Raw genomic sequence first — 16,667 nt, 5'->3', positions numbered from 1 at the left:
GAGCGGTAGTTCAGTCGGTTAGAATACCTGCCTGTCACGCAGGGGGTCGCGGGTTCGAGTCCCGTCCGTTCCGCCACTTATTAAGAAGCCTCGAGTTAACGCTCGAGGTTTTTTTTTCGTCTGTATTTCTATTATTGCCAAAATCGCAAAAATCCTCTGCGTTTTACGCCCTTTTCCCGCAACAGTCTAAAGTCCATAATCATCTCAGTTAACGAACATAGCATCAAAAGAGGCATATTATGGCTATCCCTGCATTTGGTTTAGGTACTTTTCGTCTGAAAGACGACGTTGTTATTTCATCTGTGAAAACGGCGCTTGAACTTGGTTATCGCGCAATCGATACCGCACAAATCTATGATAACGAAGCCGCAGTAGGTCAGGCGATTGCAGAAAGTGGCGTGCCTCGTAATGAACTCTATATCACCACTAAAATCTGGATTGAAAATCTCAGCAAAGACAAACTGATCCCGAGTCTGAAAGAGAGTCTGCAAAAATTGCGTACCGATTATGTTGATCTGGCGCTAATCCACTGGCCGTCACCAAACGATGAAGTCTCTGTTGAAGAGTTTATGCAGGCGCTGCTGGAAGCCAAAAAACAAGGTCTGACGTGTGAGATCGGTATTTCCAACTTCACGATCCCATTGATGGAAAAAGCGATTGCTGCTGTTGGCGCTGAAAATATCGCTACCAACCAGATTGAACTCTCTCCTTATCTGCAATACCGTAAAGTAGTCGATTGGGCTAAACAGCACGGCATCCATATTACTTCCTATATGACGCTGGCATATGGGAATGCCCTGAAAGATGAGGTTATTGCTCGTATTGCAGCTAAACACAATGCGACTCCGGCACAAGTGATTCTGGCGTGGGCTATGGGGGAAGGTTACTCAGTAATTCCTTCTTCTACTAAACGTGAAAACCTGGAGAGTAATCTTAAGGCACAAAATTTACAGCTTGATGCCGAAGATAAAAAAGCGATCGCCGCACTGGATTGCAACGACCGCCTGGTTAGCCCGGCAGGTCTGGCTCCTGAATGGGATTAAGACTCTCTGACAGCTCCTTCGGGAGCTGTTTTTACATGCTCGCTAAGGAAATCGATAAAAGCCCGGATACGCGTACTTACCGCACGGTCGCTGTAATAGACTGCACTAAATGGCATTTCCACTGGCAACACTTTATCTGCCATTAACTCCACCAATTCTCCGTGAGCGATTTCTCTGTCGATCATGTAGTCGGACAAACACGCAATCCCGTTGCCACTCAGGCAAAGCTGTTTCAGTGTTTCCCCACTATTGGATGACAAACCGTACTTCACCTCATGTAATTGTCCATCGCTACAGGCTATCGGCCAAGTATTAAGGGAAGCGGGTTCAGTGAATCCCAGGCAAACATGTTGCTTTAAATCGTCGAGCGTTTCTGGCTTCCCATAGCGGGAAATATAATCGGTGGAGGCGATAATTTTTCGATAACTGTTAAATAACGGCCTGGCACGTAAGCTGGAATCCGTTAACGTACCGGCGCGTATCGCGACATCCACTTTTCTTTCGATCAAATTAATAATCGTTTCGGAGGAGACTAGCGATAAAGTAACTTCCGGATAGCGTTCACGGAAAGGCTTAATTAACGGCATCAGAAAGTGCAGCACCACTGGAGTTGCGGCATCGATGCGCAACAGTCCACGCGGTGTATTACGCGTCTCCATAATTTCTGATTCTGCCGCTGCCATCTCCTGCAAAATTGACTGTACGCGACGAAAATAACGCTCGCCTTCTTCCGTCAGGCTAAGTTGCCGCGTGGTCCGATTAAGCAGGCTAACGCCAAGTTTCATCTCCAGCTTTTTCACCGCCCGGCTTACCGCTGAGTTTGCTTGCCCTAATTGTTCCGCTGCCCGGCTAAAGCTGCCGCTTTCGACGACCGAAACAAAAATGGCGAGTTCTTCCGACGTGGCTTTCATTTTTGCTCATGTTGCAAAATAGATGAGATATTTTGAATTTATTTGTCATTAAACCATCAGGATGCGTGATATGTCATCCGATTTAATGTTCTCAATAATGAGCAAATTTCTGACCGGTGTAAGCACTTGCTTACATAACAATATACAATTGCTCGTTGAAAGAGTGAGCTAAAATCCCTATAACAGTAGAACCCTCCCGAGTGCGGAAGGGTTGACGTAATAGAGGTTTCAAAGTCAAAAGTGCGAAAAAACACCTATGCCATGCGCTATGTTGCCGGACAACCTGCGGAAAGGATCTTACCGCCGGGGTCTTTTGCGAGCATCGGCCAGGCATTACCACCTGGAGAACCGTTAAGTACCGAAGAGCGTATTCGGATCCTGGTGTGGAACATATACAAACAGCAACGCGCTGAATGGTTGTCGGTATTAAAGAACTACGGCAAAGATGCACATCTGGTGTTATTGCAGGAAGCGCAGACAACGCCAGAGTTAGTACAGTTTGCGACCGCTAACTATCTTGCCGCCGATCAGGTACCCGCTTTCGTGCTGCCACAACATCCTTCCGGTGTAATGACCCTTTCGGCGGCGCATCCAGTGTATTGCTGCCCGTTACGTGAACGAGAACCTATTTTGCGTCTGGCGAAGTCGGCACTGGTGACGGTCTATCCATTACCTGACACCCGCCTGTTGATGGTGGTTAATATACACGCCGTCAACTTCAGTCTGGGCGTAGATGTTTATAGTAAGCAGTTACTTCCAATTGGCGATCAGATAGCTCACCACAGTGGCCCGGTCATTATGGCGGGAGATTTCAATGCCTGGAGCCGTAGAAGGATGAACGCGTTATATCGCTTTGCGCGGGAAATGTCGCTGCGCCAGGTGCGTTTTACCGATGATCAGCGCCGTAGGGCGTTTGGTCGCCCGCTCGATTTTGTTTTCTACCGTGGTCTGAACGTCAGCGAAGCTTCTGTACTGGTTACGCGCGCTTCCGATCACAATCCGCTACTCGTTGAATTCAGTCCCGGCAAGCCTGATAAATAAGGTATGTCAGGTCTGCCACAGGGCAGACCAACGTTTGGCGCTGCCCTTTTTAATCAAACAATAAAAGGACAGCGCAATGACAACACAATCCCACCATGACCACGTAGAAAAGCAGTTTAGCTCGCAGGCCAGTGAGTATTTAACCAGTACCGTACATGCATCCGGGCGAGATTTACAGCGCCTGGCGGTGCGTCTGGCTGATTATCCTGATGCAAGTGTACTTGATATGGGCTGCGGAGCAGGGCATGCCAGCTTTGTCGCTGCGCAGAACGTTAGCGCGGTGGTGGCGTATGACTTATCTGCCCAAATGCTGGATGTCGTGGCACAAGCTGCGGAAGCCCGGCAACTGAAAAATATCACCACCCGCCAGGGTTATGCCGAAAGTCTGCCATTTGCCGATAACGCATTTGATATTGTTATCAGCCGTTATTCTGCCCATCACTGGCATGATGTTGGTGCAGCACTGCGTGAAGTGAATCGGATATTGAAACCTGGCGGTAAGCTGATTGTGATGGACGTAATGTCTCCGGGTCACCCAGTGCGCGACATCTGGTTACAGACGGCAGAAGCATTACGCGATACCTCACACGTACGAAACTACGCCAGCGGTGAGTGGTTGACGTTAATCAATGAAGCCAATCTGATAGTTGATAATTTAATTACAGATAAGTTACCGCTGGAATTTTCTTCATGGGTCGTGAGAATGCGTACGCCAGAAGCGTTAGTAGACGCTATTCGCATTTACCAACAGAGCGCATCGACAGAGGTGAAAACGTATTTTGCCTTGCAGAATGATGGCTCTTTCACCAGTGATATCATCATGGTAGAAGCACATAAAGCGGCATAAATAAAAAAGGCACCGGGGGAATCGGTGCCTTTTTATTATCTGGTTTGTCAGGAATCTGGCATGTTGTTGTTTTTCACAAACAACGTCAGCTTATCGCCTGGTTGCAGATTCGCAGTGTCGCTGTTCCAGCGCATCACATCTTTGATGTTCACGCCGTGGCGTTTAGCAATGCTTGAAAGCGAATCGCCTTTGCGCACACGATACGTAATGCTATCGCTGTTGTTTGCCAACCGCTGTGCGCTACTGCCTGCACCAATCGTCAAACTTTGGCCTGGCTTCAGCTTAGATCCGCGCAGTTTGTTCCACTGCTGCAAATCTTTGGTGCTTACGCCGAGACGTGAAGCGATACTTGAAAGCGTGTCGCCAGAGCGTACGGTGTAAACACGGCTGTTAAGCGGCGTATTGTCGGCAACCAGCGTCGACTGTACAGCAGCAATTTCGCCTGAAGCCAGAGATTCACGCAGTTGATCTGCATGCTTCTTTGGCACCATCACGTACTGCGGGCCACTTGCGCCCAGCGTGGAGCCTTTCACGCCAGCGTTGAATGTCTTCAGCTTGCTGACGGAAATTCCCGCCATATCTGCAACCTTCGCCATTTCAACCGGGCTGCTCAGGTGCACACGCGCCAGAGCACGGCTTTCATCAGTCGTTGGCAGACGTACACCATAACGCTTGCTGTTTTTGAGAATATCACTCAATGCCAGCATTTTAGGCACGTACTGTTTCGTTTCCTGCGGCAACGGTAACGACCAGAAGTCCGTGGATTTCCCACGCGCTTTGTTCGTTTTAATTGCCTTCATGACCCGACCTTCGCCGCTGTTATAAGCCGCTACGGTCAGAAGCCAGTCGCCGTCAAACATCTTGTTCAGACGCTGCATCATGTTCAGCGCGGCAGTCGTTGAAGCAACAACATCGCGACGCGCGTCATAATTGCGGGTCTGTTTCAAACCATAATTGCGCCCCGTGCTCGGAATGATCTGCCAGATGCCTGCGGCATTGGCGCCAGACGTCGCGTGAGGATCAAAAGCGCTCTCCACTATGGGTAGTAGTACCAGTTCCATAGGCATGTTACGTTTTTTAACTTGCCCAGCTATCCAGTACATATACGGCTCTGCCCGTAAAGTTACATCGTGGAGATAGCTCTTATTGCGTAAATATTTCTGTTTCTGTTCGCGAATCCGGTCATTTTCCGGAATTCCCATCTTTAGCTCGTCGCCAATGAAAGCCCACAAGTCACCATCTGGCGCGATAGACGTCCCATCGTCCATCCATCGTGCCTGACTTGTAAACTTTGCTGCTTCCCCTTGACCAGCTGCAGAAAGGCTCTGTGCGTGCTGTTGAACGTTGCCGGTACTCTGGCAACCCACGAGCAGGACAGAGGCGAGTAATATCGCTTTTGCCTTCATGTGTGTGTCAATAGTTGCTTAAAAGACGACCGATCATAACGGCGAACGGAGCCGATGACAAGAAAGTTTTATCAGAACCTATCTTTCTTTGACCTTAACCATGCAAAACGCTCTTCAGGTTGTTGCAATAATGTTTCTTCATTAATTACATTAATTAAATCAATATCTTCCGCTCTTAAAAAAACATTAATTTGCCGCTCATTTTTCAGAATTACGGGTAGTGTTATTTGATTTTTTGCCCGTAACTCCTTAACTTTACGATAATAATCATTTATGGACAAATCGTGCGGAAGAATACTCAAAGCAAACTTCATATTTGATAACGTATATTCATGAGCACAACATACCAATGTATCGTCAGGTAACGCACTTAACTTTTTAAGTGATTGATACATTTGTGATGGTGTCCCTTCAAACAACCGACCACACCCACCAGAAAACAGCGTGTCGCCGCAAAATAGATAAGGTTTACTGAAGTAACAGATATGTCCTAAAGTGTGACCCGGTGTGGCAATTACACTAAATTCATGCCCCAAAACGAAGGCAGTTTCGCCATCTTTGACTACCTGTGTTGTTCCCTTATCTTGTGTCTCTTGTGGACCATACACCACAATTTGCGGAAACTTTTTCACCAGTTCTTTCACGCCGCCAACGTGATCGTGGTGATGGTGGGTGAGAAATATGGCCTCCGGTTGCCAGTTATTGGCGGCAATGGCGTTTAATACCGGCTCTGCGTCTCCGGGATCGACAATCAGGCAACGACCTGCTTCATCATTCAAAACCCAGATGTAATTGTCATCAAAGGCGGGAATACTGTTAAGATTCATAGATTACCTCTCAGTGTGAAACGGAAGGTTGTGATGAAACCAGCAAGAGTCCCTCAAACTGTCGTGGCTCCTGATTGCTGGGGCGATTTGCCCTGGGGAGAGCTTTATCGCAAGGCGCTGGAGCGCCAGCTCAACCCGTGGTTCACTAAAATGTATGGTTTTCATCTGCTTAAGATTGGCAATTTAAGCGCAGAAATCAATTGCGAAGCGTGCGCGGTTTCTCATCAAGTGAATGTTTCTGCGCAAGGAATGCCCGTCCAGGTGCAGGCGGACCCACTTCATCTTCCTTTTGCCGATAAATCCGTTGATGTTTGTCTACTGGCACATACATTGCCGTGGTGCACCGATCCGCATCGTTTATTGCGTGAAACCGATCGGGTATTGATTGATGATGGCTGGCTGGTCATTAGTGGCTTTAATCCCATCAGTTTAATGGGATTGCGCAAACTTGTGCCGGTATTGCGAAAAAACTCGCCCTATAACAGCCGGATGTTTACTCTGATGCGGCAACTGGACTGGCTCTCTTTGTTGAATTTTGAAGTGCTGCACGCCAGCCGTTTCCACGTTCTCCCGTGGAACAAACACGGTGGAAAACTATTGAATGCGCATATTCCTGCGCTTGGTTGCTTACAACTTATCGTTGCCCGGAAACGGACTATTCCTTTAACGCTAAATCCGATGAAACAGAGTAAAAACAAGCCACGAATTCGCCAGGCGGTTGGTGCCACCCGGCAATGTCGTAAACCACAGGCTTAAACTTCGACTTGATAGCCTGTATCTTCCAGTGTGGGATTCATCGCCGCAGCACGAGCCAGTTCATCACAGCGTTCGTTTTCCGGGTGTCCGGCATGGCCTTTAACCCATTCCCATTTGATTTGATGCTGCCCCAATGCAGCATCAAGACGTTGCCAGAGATCGACATTTTTTACTGGTTTTTTGTCTGCTGTTTTCCAGCCACGTTTTTTCCAGTTATGGATCCACTGGGTGATCCCCTGGCGGACATACTGGCTGTCGGTACTCAAAATGACTTCGCAATGTTCTTTTAACGCCTCCAGCGCGACAATAGCGGCCATCAACTCCATACGGTTGTTGGTGGTGCGGGTGTAGCCAGCGCTAAAGGTTTTCTCGCGTCCGCGATAGCGTAAAATAGCGCCGTAACCCCCGGGTCCAGGATTACCCAGACACGAACCATCGGTGAAAATTTCTACCTGTTTAAGCATCTCTGGTAGACTTCCTGTAATTGAATCGAACTGTAAAATGACAAGTCTGACATAAATGACCGCTATGAGCACTGCAATTACACGCCAGATCGTTCTCGATACCGAAACCACCGGTATGAACCAGATTGGTGCGCACTATGAAGGCCACAAGATCATTGAGATTGGTGCCGTTGAAGTGGTGAACCGTCGCCTGACGGGCAATAACTTTCACGTTTATCTCAAACCCGATCGGCTGGTGGATCCAGAAGCCTTTGGCGTACATGGTATTGCCGATGAGTTTTTGCTCGATAAGCCCACATTTGCCGAAGTAGCCGATGAGTTCATGAACTATATTCGCGGCGCGGAGCTCGTGATCCATAACGCAGCGTTCGATATCGGCTTTATGGACTATGAGTTTTCGTTGCTCAAGCGCGATATTCCGAAGACCAATACCTTCTGTAAGGTCACAGATAGCCTTGCGGTGGCGAGGAAAATGTTTCCTGGCAAGCGCAACAGCCTTGATGCGTTATGTGCTCGTTATGAAATAGATAACAGTAAACGAACGCTGCACGGGGCATTACTCGATGCCCAGATCCTTGCGGAAGTTTATCTGGCGATGACTGGTGGTCAAACGTCGATGGCTTTTGCGATGGAAGGAGAGACACAACAGCAACAAGGTGAAACAACAATTCAGCGCATTGTGCGTCAGGCAAGTAAGTTACGCGTTGTTTTTGCGACAGATGAAGAGCTTGCGGCACATGAAGCCCGTCTCGATCTGGTGCAGAAAAAGGGCGGAAGCTGCCTCTGGCGGGCATAAATACCTGTAAAAGGCGCTAAAAATAGCGACTTGGGCGATTTTTGCAGCAAACGATTCAAAAGATGAGAAAAACCGTTGACGAAGGGTGAGGCAATCCGTAATATTCGCCTCGTTCCCAACGGAACACAACGCGGAGCGGTAGTTCAGTCGGTTAGAATACCTGCCTGTCACGCAGGGGGTCGCGGGTTCGAGTCCCGTCCGTTCCGCCAAATTTACTCATGAAAATGAGTTCAGAGAACCGCAAGATTTTTAATTTTGCGGTTTTTTGCATTTAAATCCCGCTATTTCTCTGTTCAATGATTTTACTCTGGCGTAAGTGCGTAACTCTCGCTTGTTGTCTCATTTATTAAAATTCAATAATGATATCGAACCATTCAACTTAAATATATTTTTAGAGAATAATTTTATATTGACTAAATGAATGTATATTTCATGTTGATTTTGTTTGTTATTATTTAAGTGGGGTATATAATTAGAGTCCGTTATCAGTGCTAAATATTCTAATCATTATGACAGGCGAGGGAGTGTCCGATTATGAATTCAAAAAAAGTTTGTTGCATATGTGTATTATTCTCGCTGCTTGCAGGATGTGCCTCTCAATCTTCTATTGATGAAAAAAAGAAAAAAGCTCAAGTTACACAAAGTAATATTAATAAAAACATTCCCCCGCAACTGACAGACAAAGATTTATTCGGTAATGAAACCACTCTGGCTGTATCCGAGGAGGATATTCAGGCTGCGCTTGAAGGAGATGAGTTTCGTGTGCCTCTCAATTCTCCCGTAATACTTGTCCAGTCTGGCAGTCGCGCACCGGAAACCATTATGCAGGAGGAGATGAGAAAATATTATACTGTTTCCACATTCTCTGGTATCCCGGACAGGCAAAAGCCTCTGACTTGTAACAAAAATAAAGATAAAAATGAGAACGAGGATGTTGCCAGTGCTGAAAATATGAACTGGATGCAGGCATTGCGTTTTGTGGCTGCGAAAGGGCATCAGAAAGCGATTATTGTTTACCATGATACGTTGCAGACAGGAAAATATGACTCTGCGCTGAAATCAACAGTATGGTCCGACTATAAAAATGAAAAACTCACTGACACTATCTCCCTGCGCTACCTGGTACGTTTCACGCTGGTGGATGTGGCAACAGGTGAGTGGGCTACCTGGTCGCCGGTGAATTATGAATCGAGAGTAATTTTTCCGCCGGCTGGAATAACAAAAACGAGCAATAAAGAACTATCAAAGGACCATGTTACGGAAGTGCAACTGTTTAATTTGAAACAAAAAACATATGTATCGATGGTGAAAGACTTGGTGAGTCGATTCCAGTAATCGTTATTGTTATGCTGCCGCCTGTAGTTTAGGGCGGGCAGCAAACAGGAGCTGAGTATTTCTATAATGTAAATATTATTTTTTTTATAAAATTATAATATATATTGCCAGTGAATTGCATGTGAGTTATTTTTTTAATTCTTCATAAATTAAAATGGTATCATCTGCAATGGAAAGAATTGCTATTATCTCTTCATCTTTTTTATATTTTTCTTTTAATGTTTTGTTTCTTTCTTTTAATGGAGTACATTCATTAATAATATCATTTTTAGCTGTCATTGAGTCAGTTTCGATATCGAATGCTAAATCTACAAAGCAATAATCTACGTAGAACATAAATCTACGTATATCTTCTGGTATGGCTGTGGAAAAATAACGGTATTGCGTGTAAGTGGTTTGATCATCGAATTCGTCTGATTGTACTGAATATGTAATTGTGGCCAGTATAAATAGTAATGTTAATCTTAATTTTATAATAATCATTTGCTGGATATCTCATCTGGGTTTTGAAAATCTGAAATGAAAGCATTGTTTAGTTGCATGGCTCTAATTTTGTTTAACTCAGTATAGCATGGATATAGTCGAGAGAATGCCAGACGTCCTACTCTGGCCCCCCAGGTTAGAGCAAAAGAGCATTGAGCAAATCTGTAACGTATAAATTCCCGATTAGAAGATTCTAGTCTTTTTAAAGAAATAACTGCTTCTTTTCTTATTGCTTCGTCCTCATCGTTATTCCATTTTTTAATTTTCTCTTTTATATTTACTTCTGCTTTTTTAAGTGTAATAGTGCTCATAATAAATGAGTTTTTAACACAATCAACAAATTCAAGTTCATCAACGCCACTACATTCTTTAGACATGGAAATGTCAAATGCCAGACCTTTTGTACATGAGAATGTAAGCAGTAGAATAATTGTTATTTTTCCCATTCTTATAACACTCTGTTTTTTGTGAGCAATGTATAAACGAACTGAAGTTTTATTGCATACTTGGGATCTCCACCACCATTATAATTCATCGCTACATTTTTTATTGTGATAGGTTTCCATCCAGTAATTATTACTTTCATGGATGCTTTTTGATAATATAAAATATCTCCCGGGTGTATTTTATCGAGATTTTTTCCAGGGTTGTTTTTCGTTAAGTTAGGTATGGTCGTTTTTCTCTCTTTTCTGATGTTGTCAGCCAAATCGCCTTTTTGGACAATGGTGCTATATAGAGTTGAGTCATATTGATCGATAGTTGACTCTTCCTTTGTATTAGAAAGTTTCATCATTAAGTAAGTAATTGCTGCTTTGATATTCTCTTCTGGAGAGCCAGTTATTTGTTCTTTTGCCCAGTAATTTCTTTCTGGATCTTTTAACCCATTGAATGCTTTGTTTCTCCATTGTGGGGGGGTAACAAGGGCTGTGGATTTTTCTCCAGAAATTAAAGCAGGCATCGCTTTATCTTTCCGAAAACGACCAATTTGTAATGGATAACCATTCCACTGAGAAGTATTTGCCGCATCGTTTTCAGTCCAGAGCATGGCTTTTATTATATACCAATCCAACGGCTGAAAGTATGGAGTGCTGGACAAATGAATGTTGATTTCATTAACAGATTTTAAAATTAATAAGTCATATTTATTCCATTCTTTATGATTGCTCACAAATGCCAACTCTCTTATTTTTTTCCATTTAAAAAAATCACTTTCATCTTCTGTTATTCTTGATGCGAAATCTTGCCTTAGTTGAAATGGGAATTTTTCATTAAATAACGTACTGTCAGTGCTTGTATTTTTGTTTTCACTGTCTGATGTTGAAGAGTGTAAAATATTGTTAGCCATTATAATAATCCCAGATATTTTTAAAAAAGACGATCTTCCCATAAACTGTATGCACTAGTGCCAGCGGAACAATGCTCCCATATAATTGACTCATAACTGAAAGAAACTGACTCTTCGGGTTGAACGCTGTTATCAACAACAATATGTGATATAGAGACATGAATGTCGCTTATCTTTGCTCCAGTTAATTTGATTTTATAGTACAGTTCATTAATTCCAAATTTATTTGTACGATAAAAGGAAAAATCACATGTCAATAATTCATTGTCGCAAATTGCTTTGCCTAATAAGGGTGATGCTTTATCTATAGGTTTTTTTATTGTCAAATGATGATGGTTGACGTTTTGATCTCGATTTAATCCATGCATGAATTCATAAATCATAATTTGATCAATGTGTGCTGTTTGAGCTTTATTTCCAATGGATGGTTGTGATGAACAACCACTTGAAATGAGCCCTTGATTATCACCATTTAGTGTTAAATAAATTAAATTCGCCATTTAAAGCTCCTTTGTATTCATGAATGTTATTGAAATTCAATGTCTTTTTTTATCGTCGGTATCGTATTATTCTTCAGCAGCAGCCAGCGACTTAACACGCCGTCCATCCGCTCGTTAATCTGTTTTTCCAGCGCATCTGTATTCTGCTTCTGCGCACGGGCATCCTGGTACTGCGTCAGCAGAGATTCCACAGGCGTTTCCTGCCCCAGCCCCCGCTCCGCCTGCCAGATGACATTTTTGATATAGGAAAGGGTTAATCCCTCTTTCTCGCGCTGCATCACGAGATCTGCAAAAGCATGTAAGTCCTGGCGGGTCTGCAACCAGCCACGCAACTGTGGGCTACTCTGTGCGCGGGTTTTGAGTGCTTCATTCCATTGTGTCGTAGCCTGCTGCTGTTGCAGGCTTTCCGGCCAGCGACTGTCGGCAACACGCATCATCTGCATTCCGGTTTCCAGCGGTTGTACCGGGGAGACGCCAAGAAGCTGTTGCAGCCTGCGCTCATAGTTTTCGAGTTCAGGTGAGGCCATCCACACCGTTGCTGCGCCCTGAGCGGTGTCGTTAACCTGTAACAGTTGCTGCTGCACCGGATAGACCTGCCACCACCACAATGCTGAGGCGACAGCCACTGAACAGACGATCCCTGCGATAAACCCTCTTACCGTACTGCCTTGCTTCATCACACTGGCCTGTGGGGGATTTTCTGACAGACTGCGCACTTCCACTTTCATCTCAGGCAGGTCGGGCAGGGGAGGCACTACCGCTTCCGGCATGGAGGAACTCGTTGTTTCCGGGGCATAAATCAGCGTTCTGACCGTAGTCTGTGAGGTGTTCTCGGCGTTACTCTTCGGCTGGGGTTCAAGCCGTTTACGCGTGTTCTGCATAAAATAGAGCAGATTCTCCACGCGCGGAACGCGCTTCAGCTCTACCTGCTGGAGTTTGTCGCAGATAAGCTGCAATGCCCGCTCCGTGCGGTAGATCAGTGGTAGGTCGGATTCCGCAAAGGAGATTTGCTGACGCAGAATATTGCCGGTTCGGGAGTTAAACCAGTCCAGCATTTCAGTACGCGCCGGGCCGCCCTGCGGCCAGAACTTATCCCAGTCGTGGCTTACCATTGCCGCCAGCAGTTCCGCACCTTCGCAAAAGCCCGCCAGTCCCTGTGTCCGTGTCCGTGCAAGCGTATAGTAGGTGGCGGTGTGTAAATCCACACCGTTAGCTTTAAAAATCGCCAGCGCCAGCGACTCCACCAGTTTCCAGTTCAGCTCAGGCTGTGACGGGTGGCTGGCTTTGTTTATTTCCTCGCGGATGGCGCTGAATTCCGGCAGCCCGCGCGGGTCACTGCCGGTAACGATAGTTTGTGTCAGTACGTTACTATTCATCCCTGCCTCCTCAGTACAGTGTGTCTGACAGACCAAATTGGCTGAACAACCCACCCCTGAACGGGTTATCCTCGGTGTCGGTATGCACACGGTAGGTCATCGCGCCACCGTCCACGCTAAAGCGCACGGTAAAGTTGCCATCCTGTACTCCGGTCAGTTGTCCGGCCCCGAACAGGCGGAACTGCGCCCACGGCCCGCTGAAGCTGATACTGCGCGGTGCGCCGCCGCTGGCACCAACCAGCGTCAGTTTGCTTTCGTTGCCTTCGCGCATATTGTTAGGCCAGACCAGATGGGCGGTATAGTTACGGCCCTGGCTGTAATCGACTAACTGGCCGTCAAGGTTCAGTACGCTGCGGCGTTTGTTGCCGGAAAGCGATACCGTTTCCACGGCAAAGGATGTTCCCAGGCCGTTCTGTTTGCTGAAGAAGATGTCACGGATTTTCTGCGCGGTTTCCAGTTGCGCAATAATATCTTCGCGGATAATGACGCTGTTATCGCCGTCTTCCAGGCTCAGATCATTGTCGATAAACAGTTTCAGGTTCTGCTGGTAGAAGGTATCCAGTACGCCATCCGGTTTAAAGAATCGTTCGAAGGCATCCAGTGAGGCATCCTGTGCAGAACGTGGATTAAACGGATAGTTATTTGCCAGTTGCTCGTTAAACGGTTTCACCACGCTGTCGCGCCAGTCCACTTCCATATAGTGAACGGCTTCCACCATCACCACATGCCAGGCCTGGTCAGCCAGCCTGCCTACCCAGCGGTTGAGCGGAGCAGGCAGTGTTTTTGCCATCTGGCGGGTGGCGAATATTGGATCGCTGCTGTTCTGATCAAGCCTTAACTGCACGGCTTTCAGCGCCGATCTCCCTGGTACAGGCGCGTTCTGGATTGCCAGCAGGTAGCGGTGTAACTCGGTGAGCTGCTGGTATACGGCCTGCATCGTGCTTTCTTTGTCTTTCTGTACTGTCAGGGTACTGTTTTCCGGGGCGAATTCATGCCCGAGGCGGGTGAGTAACTGGTAATCCGGCTCTGCCAGGGCCTCATCCCGCTCTTTGGCAGAGAGTTTTTCAGAAAAGACGCCTGGCTGGGTGTTGTCACGCAGCACGGTCAGCGCCCGCTGCAAAGGCTGGTCGCCGCTGATAACCTGCTCCAGAGTGCCAGTCAGTTGTCCAATGGACTCAAAATTGCGGATATTCAGATTGTCCATCCCGGCCCGCCAGGTGGCGGTGTAGTCGCTGATATACTGCTCGGTCAACTGGCGCTGGATTTCCGCGCGGTCGGCGTCACTGTATTTCACGCTGCGGGTGAGGTTGAGTACCCAGGAATCCATCGCCGTCAGTTCAACCAGTTCATCGCGCTGTTTTACAAAATAGCTTTGCAGGCCGTAACGGGTAAGAAACTGTGGAACAACCAGTTTGTTATCATCGGCAGATGTAAACACCTGGTCAAAGGTTGGCCCTACCTGGTCACGCAGATTGAGGTCAGCAGGAAGAACGCCCAGCGCCCGCGTTTTCAGGCTCTGGTAAACCCGCTGGTAGACAGGCAGTTTGCTCAGTTCTTTCTGTGCTGTCGCAACAGGCTTGTCATATGGCGTCCAGCGGCTGATGGCATCACCGTCGCCCGCCTGACGCTCTGCATGCCAGTCAGTATGAGCCAGCGCGTAGTCAAGATGGGACATCAGTTGTGTCTGGATATCGCGCTGTCCGTGGAACTTTTCGCTCCAGCGTTTTGCCATATACTGCTTCACCACCTCATTGTTGCGTCCGCTTTTGTCCTCCAGCATTCGCATCACGCGCAGCACCGCGAGTTTTTCCTCACTCTCCGGCGGTGCGGCGTTCATCGCTTTGACCAGCCCGTTAAACAGCGAGGGCAGGTAACGCTGCTCCAGCAGTTGCAGATAGGTCTGTTCCACATAAGGCCCGATACGTCGCCCCTGGTACAGTCCCATATCGGCCAGGCGGCTGCGGTCACCCCAGTCGCCATAGGCCAGTGTGGCATCGCGTACCGGGTTCAGCAGCGGCAGTTGTAGGTTACCAAAGTCATCTTCCCCCTGCGGAGGCGGCACGTCCATAAAGGCTTTGGCCTGCTTAAGCACGGTGATGCCGGACTGATAGTTACCGTTGTAATAGTGATTCCAGCCGGTGATGAGCAGCAGTGCCGCCACGCCGCCTGTGGCAGAGAAAACCGTCAGGCGGCGACGGGAACGCATCAGCCAGGCGCGGCTCTCTGTTGCCAGATTAGGCTCTGCGAGTAATGCCTGCGGGAACAGGCTGCGGGCGAAATAAGGCGCGGTGTCCACCAGAGGCCAGGACGCCAGTGGGTTATTGCCCAGTCGGTACTGGCGGGCAGCAGACTGGGTGAATATATCATCCATCTGTCCACGCTGAAGCGAAGAGGTGAGATAGACACCACGCAGCATCACGTTCATATTTTCGCCGTCAAGCAGACCCTCCAGCAGTGATATCAGCGGTTCACGGCTTCCCTGCATCTGGCGGGAAAAACTAAATAAAGACGCGCGGGTGTGAGTCTGGGTGACCATCAGATCCGGCAACGCCAGATTCATTCGATCCGCCCATGTCTGCCAGAAAGCATTCAACTCTGTTCGCCAGTCATCATTTTCATGAGCACGGCGGGTGAACGTAACACCCAGAATCGCATCGCGATCCTGTCTGTTCAATGACTGAAACAGGGCGGCAAAACCCTGCAATAAATCAAGCCGGGTCAGTACCACGTAAACCGGTAACTGGCAATGAAGATGCTGGCGTATATCCTGTAAGCGGCTGCGCAGCGTCTGTAACAGATGCTCGCGGCGGCGTTTGTCTGCGGTCAGCAGATCGGGTAAATCGAGTGTCAGAATAATCCCGTTCAGCGGCTGGCGCGCGCGCTTTTCCTTCAGCCAGCCGAGGGCATGTTCCCACAGACGGCGATGCAGGATATCCGCATCAGCGGGAGCGCAGAGTGTGCCGTCGATATCAAAGATCACCGCCTGTTTACCGACATGGGGCGTGAGGTACAGGCGTTGTTCTGCGCCGCGCGCGCCCTCCGGGGCATAAATAATGTCTGACGGAAACCCCTCGCGCAGCAGTGTCGTTTTGCCACTGCCCACAGGACCGATGACCATATACCACGGCAACTGCCACAGGAAACGGCGGTTGTCGAGATGGCGTTGCAGGCGCAGCAGCCAGCGGTCGAGGTAACGCTGCTGGGCGTTCAGTTCCACACTGAGCGGATCAACGGCTTCCTCGCGCTGTTGCTTTTGCATTTTTTCAAGCTGTTGCAGGCGCTTCATTACCCGGACGGTAAGCCACACCAGGGCAATAATCCCCCACGCCGCCGTTGCCAGCCAGCGGTTCGCCAGTGGTTTGAGCCACTGCTCTTCATACAGCGTCCATGTCGGGCCTTTCCACCAGATCCATACCAGCAGGAAAATCCACGCCAGTATCAGCAGCCAGAATGCAGAAACTTTAAACCGGGGCATCGCCGGGCGCAGGGCTGATTTGAGTCCGCTGAATAGTCGGGGTGTTGGTAATCTGAACACAA

Annotated in this window: 15 protein-coding genes, 1 tRNA gene and 2 pseudogenes; 7 read left to right on the top strand and 11 right to left on the bottom strand. The window is 47.8% G+C overall.

Annotated features, from left to right (window positions below; genetic code table 11):
* Positions 1 to 239 precede the first annotated feature (239 nt).
* Positions 240 to 1,043, top strand: coding sequence for a 2,5-didehydrogluconate reductase DkgB (gene dkgB, locus BEB42_RS24510; protein WP_000997055.1), 804 nt, complete (start codon positions 240 to 242; stop codon positions 1,041 to 1,043).
* Here the strand turns inward: dkgB and yafC are convergent.
* A complete protein-coding gene (gene yafC, locus BEB42_RS24505; protein WP_000648593.1) occupies positions 1,040 to 1,954 on the bottom strand; it encodes a DNA-binding transcriptional regulator YafC in 915 nt (304 codons plus the stop codon). The genes dkgB and yafC overlap by 4 nt on opposite strands.
* A 240-nt stretch (positions 1,955 to 2,194) precedes the next feature.
* Between yafC and BEB42_RS24500 the strand changes: the two genes are divergently transcribed.
* Entirely contained in the window at positions 2,195 to 2,995 is an 801-nt protein-coding gene (locus BEB42_RS24500; protein WP_001230983.1) for an endonuclease/exonuclease/phosphatase family protein, read from the top strand.
* Positions 2,996 to 3,071: 76 nt separating this feature from the next.
* Entirely contained in the window at positions 3,072 to 3,842 is a 771-nt protein-coding gene (locus tag BEB42_RS24495) for a class I SAM-dependent methyltransferase (protein ID WP_000211704.1), read from the top strand.
* Positions 3,843 to 3,889: 47 nt separating this feature from the next.
* Here BEB42_RS24495 and mltD read toward each other — a convergent pair whose 3' ends face one another.
* Together mltD and gloB are read right to left on the bottom strand one after the other, a co-directional pair.
* Positions 3,890 to 5,248 carry a murein transglycosylase D gene (gene mltD / locus BEB42_RS24490; protein ID WP_000644685.1) on the bottom strand — a complete coding sequence of 453 codons (1,359 nt, stop codon included), beginning with the start codon at positions 5,246 to 5,248 and terminating at the stop codon, positions 3,890 to 3,892.
* Between the two features lie 71 nt (positions 5,249 to 5,319).
* A complete protein-coding gene (gloB, locus tag BEB42_RS24485) occupies positions 5,320 to 6,075 on the bottom strand; it encodes a hydroxyacylglutathione hydrolase (protein ID WP_001052731.1) in 756 nt (251 codons plus the stop codon).
* A 33-nt stretch (positions 6,076 to 6,108) separates the two neighbouring features.
* Here gloB and BEB42_RS24480 point away from each other — a divergent pair, with 33 nt between their 5' ends.
* Positions 6,109 to 6,831 (top strand): class I SAM-dependent methyltransferase, encoded by a 723-nt coding sequence (locus BEB42_RS24480; RefSeq protein ID WP_001353445.1) that lies wholly within the window; start codon positions 6,109 to 6,111, stop codon positions 6,829 to 6,831.
* Here the strand turns inward: BEB42_RS24480 and rnhA are convergent.
* The gene (gene rnhA / locus BEB42_RS24475; protein ID WP_000917883.1) at positions 6,828 to 7,295 is read right to left on the bottom strand and encodes a ribonuclease HI; all 468 of its coding nucleotides are present in this window, start codon (positions 7,293 to 7,295) and stop codon (positions 6,828 to 6,830) included. The two genes, BEB42_RS24480 and rnhA, sit on opposite strands and share 4 nt — an antisense overlap.
* A gap of 64 nt (positions 7,296 to 7,359) precedes the next feature.
* Here rnhA and dnaQ point away from each other — a divergent pair, with 64 nt between their 5' ends.
* From dnaQ to BEB42_RS24455, 3 genes are all read left to right on the top strand, one after another.
* Positions 7,360 to 8,091 (top strand): DNA polymerase III subunit epsilon, encoded by a 732-nt coding sequence (dnaQ, locus tag BEB42_RS24470; RefSeq protein ID WP_001353444.1) that lies wholly within the window; start codon positions 7,360 to 7,362, stop codon positions 8,089 to 8,091.
* 132 nt (positions 8,092 to 8,223) lie between these two features.
* A tRNA-Asp gene (locus BEB42_RS24460) sits at positions 8,224 to 8,300 on the top strand.
* 325 nt (positions 8,301 to 8,625) lie between these two features.
* Entirely contained in the window at positions 8,626 to 9,426 is an 801-nt protein-coding gene (locus BEB42_RS24455; RefSeq protein WP_001086161.1) for a hypothetical protein, read from the top strand.
* Positions 9,427 to 9,552: 126 nt separating this feature from the next.
* Here BEB42_RS24455 and BEB42_RS26905 read toward each other — a convergent pair whose 3' ends face one another.
* From BEB42_RS26905 to tssM, 7 genes and pseudogenes are all read right to left on the bottom strand, one after another.
* Positions 9,553 to 9,909, bottom strand: a complete 357-nt coding sequence (locus tag BEB42_RS26905; protein WP_050541475.1) for a hypothetical protein — start codon at positions 9,907 to 9,909, stop codon at positions 9,553 to 9,555.
* Positions 9,906 to 10,355: a DUF1311 domain-containing protein gene (locus BEB42_RS24445; protein WP_000516538.1), complete on the bottom strand. Its 450-nt coding sequence runs from the start codon at positions 10,353 to 10,355 to the stop codon at positions 9,906 to 9,908. The genes BEB42_RS26905 and BEB42_RS24445 overlap by 4 nt, the downstream gene beginning before the upstream one ends.
* 2 nt (positions 10,356 to 10,357) lie before the next feature.
* Complete coding sequence (locus BEB42_RS24440; RefSeq protein ID WP_024218670.1) at positions 10,358 to 10,954, bottom strand: hypothetical protein; 597 nt, start codon at positions 10,952 to 10,954, stop codon at positions 10,358 to 10,360.
* 81 nt (positions 10,955 to 11,035) lie between these two features.
* Positions 11,036 to 11,254, bottom strand: a pseudogene (locus tag BEB42_RS26900) (hypothetical protein); the annotation flags it as partial.
* 20 nt (positions 11,255 to 11,274) lie between these two features.
* On the bottom strand, positions 11,275 to 11,754 hold the full coding sequence (locus BEB42_RS24430; protein ID WP_001284959.1) for an Hcp family type VI secretion system effector: 480 nt from the start codon (positions 11,752 to 11,754) through the stop codon (positions 11,275 to 11,277).
* A pseudogene (locus BEB42_RS24425) lies at positions 11,720 to 13,130 on the bottom strand (VasL domain-containing protein). The gene BEB42_RS24430 and the pseudogene BEB42_RS24425 overlap by 35 nt, the downstream one beginning before the upstream one ends.
* A gap of 10 nt (positions 13,131 to 13,140) precedes the next feature.
* Positions 13,141 to 16,575: a type VI secretion system membrane subunit TssM gene (gene tssM / locus BEB42_RS24420; RefSeq protein WP_123058325.1), complete on the bottom strand. Its 3,435-nt coding sequence runs from the start codon at positions 16,573 to 16,575 to the stop codon at positions 13,141 to 13,143.
* Between the last annotated feature and the right edge of the window lie 92 nt (positions 16,576 to 16,667).

The sequence above is a fragment of the Escherichia sp. MOD1-EC5990 genome, from assembly GCF_002965285.1.
Taxonomy (GTDB): Bacteria; Pseudomonadota; Gammaproteobacteria; order Enterobacterales; family Enterobacteriaceae; genus Escherichia; species Escherichia coli_F.
Note: the sequence above shows the minus strand (reverse complement) of the source record. Positions and strands in the feature narration are given on the sequence as shown.

Excerpts from the sequence above, each read along its gene's own strand:
- gloB (WP_001052731.1), bottom strand. The coding sequence starts at position 6,075 with ATGAATCTTAACAGTATTCCCGCCTTTGATGACAATTACATCTGGGTT.
- BEB42_RS24445 (WP_000516538.1), bottom strand. The coding sequence starts at position 10,355 with ATGGGAAAAATAACAATTATTCTACTGCTTACATTCTCATGTACAAAA.
- BEB42_RS24430 (WP_001284959.1), bottom strand. The coding sequence starts at position 11,754 with ATGGCGAATTTAATTTATTTAACACTAAATGGTGATAATCAAGGGCTC.
- dnaQ (WP_001353444.1), top strand. The coding sequence starts at position 7,360 with ATGAGCACTGCAATTACACGCCAGATCGTTCTCGATACCGAAACCACC.
- mltD (WP_000644685.1), bottom strand. The coding sequence starts at position 5,248 with ATGAAGGCAAAAGCGATATTACTCGCCTCTGTCCTGCTCGTGGGTTGC.
- BEB42_RS24455 (WP_001086161.1), top strand. The coding sequence starts at position 8,626 with ATGAATTCAAAAAAAGTTTGTTGCATATGTGTATTATTCTCGCTGCTT.
- BEB42_RS24440 (WP_024218670.1), bottom strand. The coding sequence starts at position 10,954 with ATGCTCTGGACTGAAAACGATGCGGCAAATACTTCTCAGTGGAATGGT.
- rnhA (WP_000917883.1), bottom strand. The coding sequence starts at position 7,295 with ATGCTTAAACAGGTAGAAATTTTCACCGATGGTTCGTGTCTGGGTAAT.
- BEB42_RS24480 (WP_001353445.1), top strand. The coding sequence starts at position 6,109 with ATGAAACCAGCAAGAGTCCCTCAAACTGTCGTGGCTCCTGATTGCTGG.
- BEB42_RS24495 (WP_000211704.1), top strand. The coding sequence starts at position 3,072 with ATGACAACACAATCCCACCATGACCACGTAGAAAAGCAGTTTAGCTCG.
- BEB42_RS26905 (WP_050541475.1), bottom strand. The coding sequence starts at position 9,909 with ATGATTATTATAAAATTAAGATTAACATTACTATTTATACTGGCCACA.
- dkgB (WP_000997055.1), top strand. The coding sequence starts at position 240 with ATGGCTATCCCTGCATTTGGTTTAGGTACTTTTCGTCTGAAAGACGAC.
- yafC (WP_000648593.1), bottom strand. The coding sequence starts at position 1,954 with ATGAAAGCCACGTCGGAAGAACTCGCCATTTTTGTTTCGGTCGTCGAA.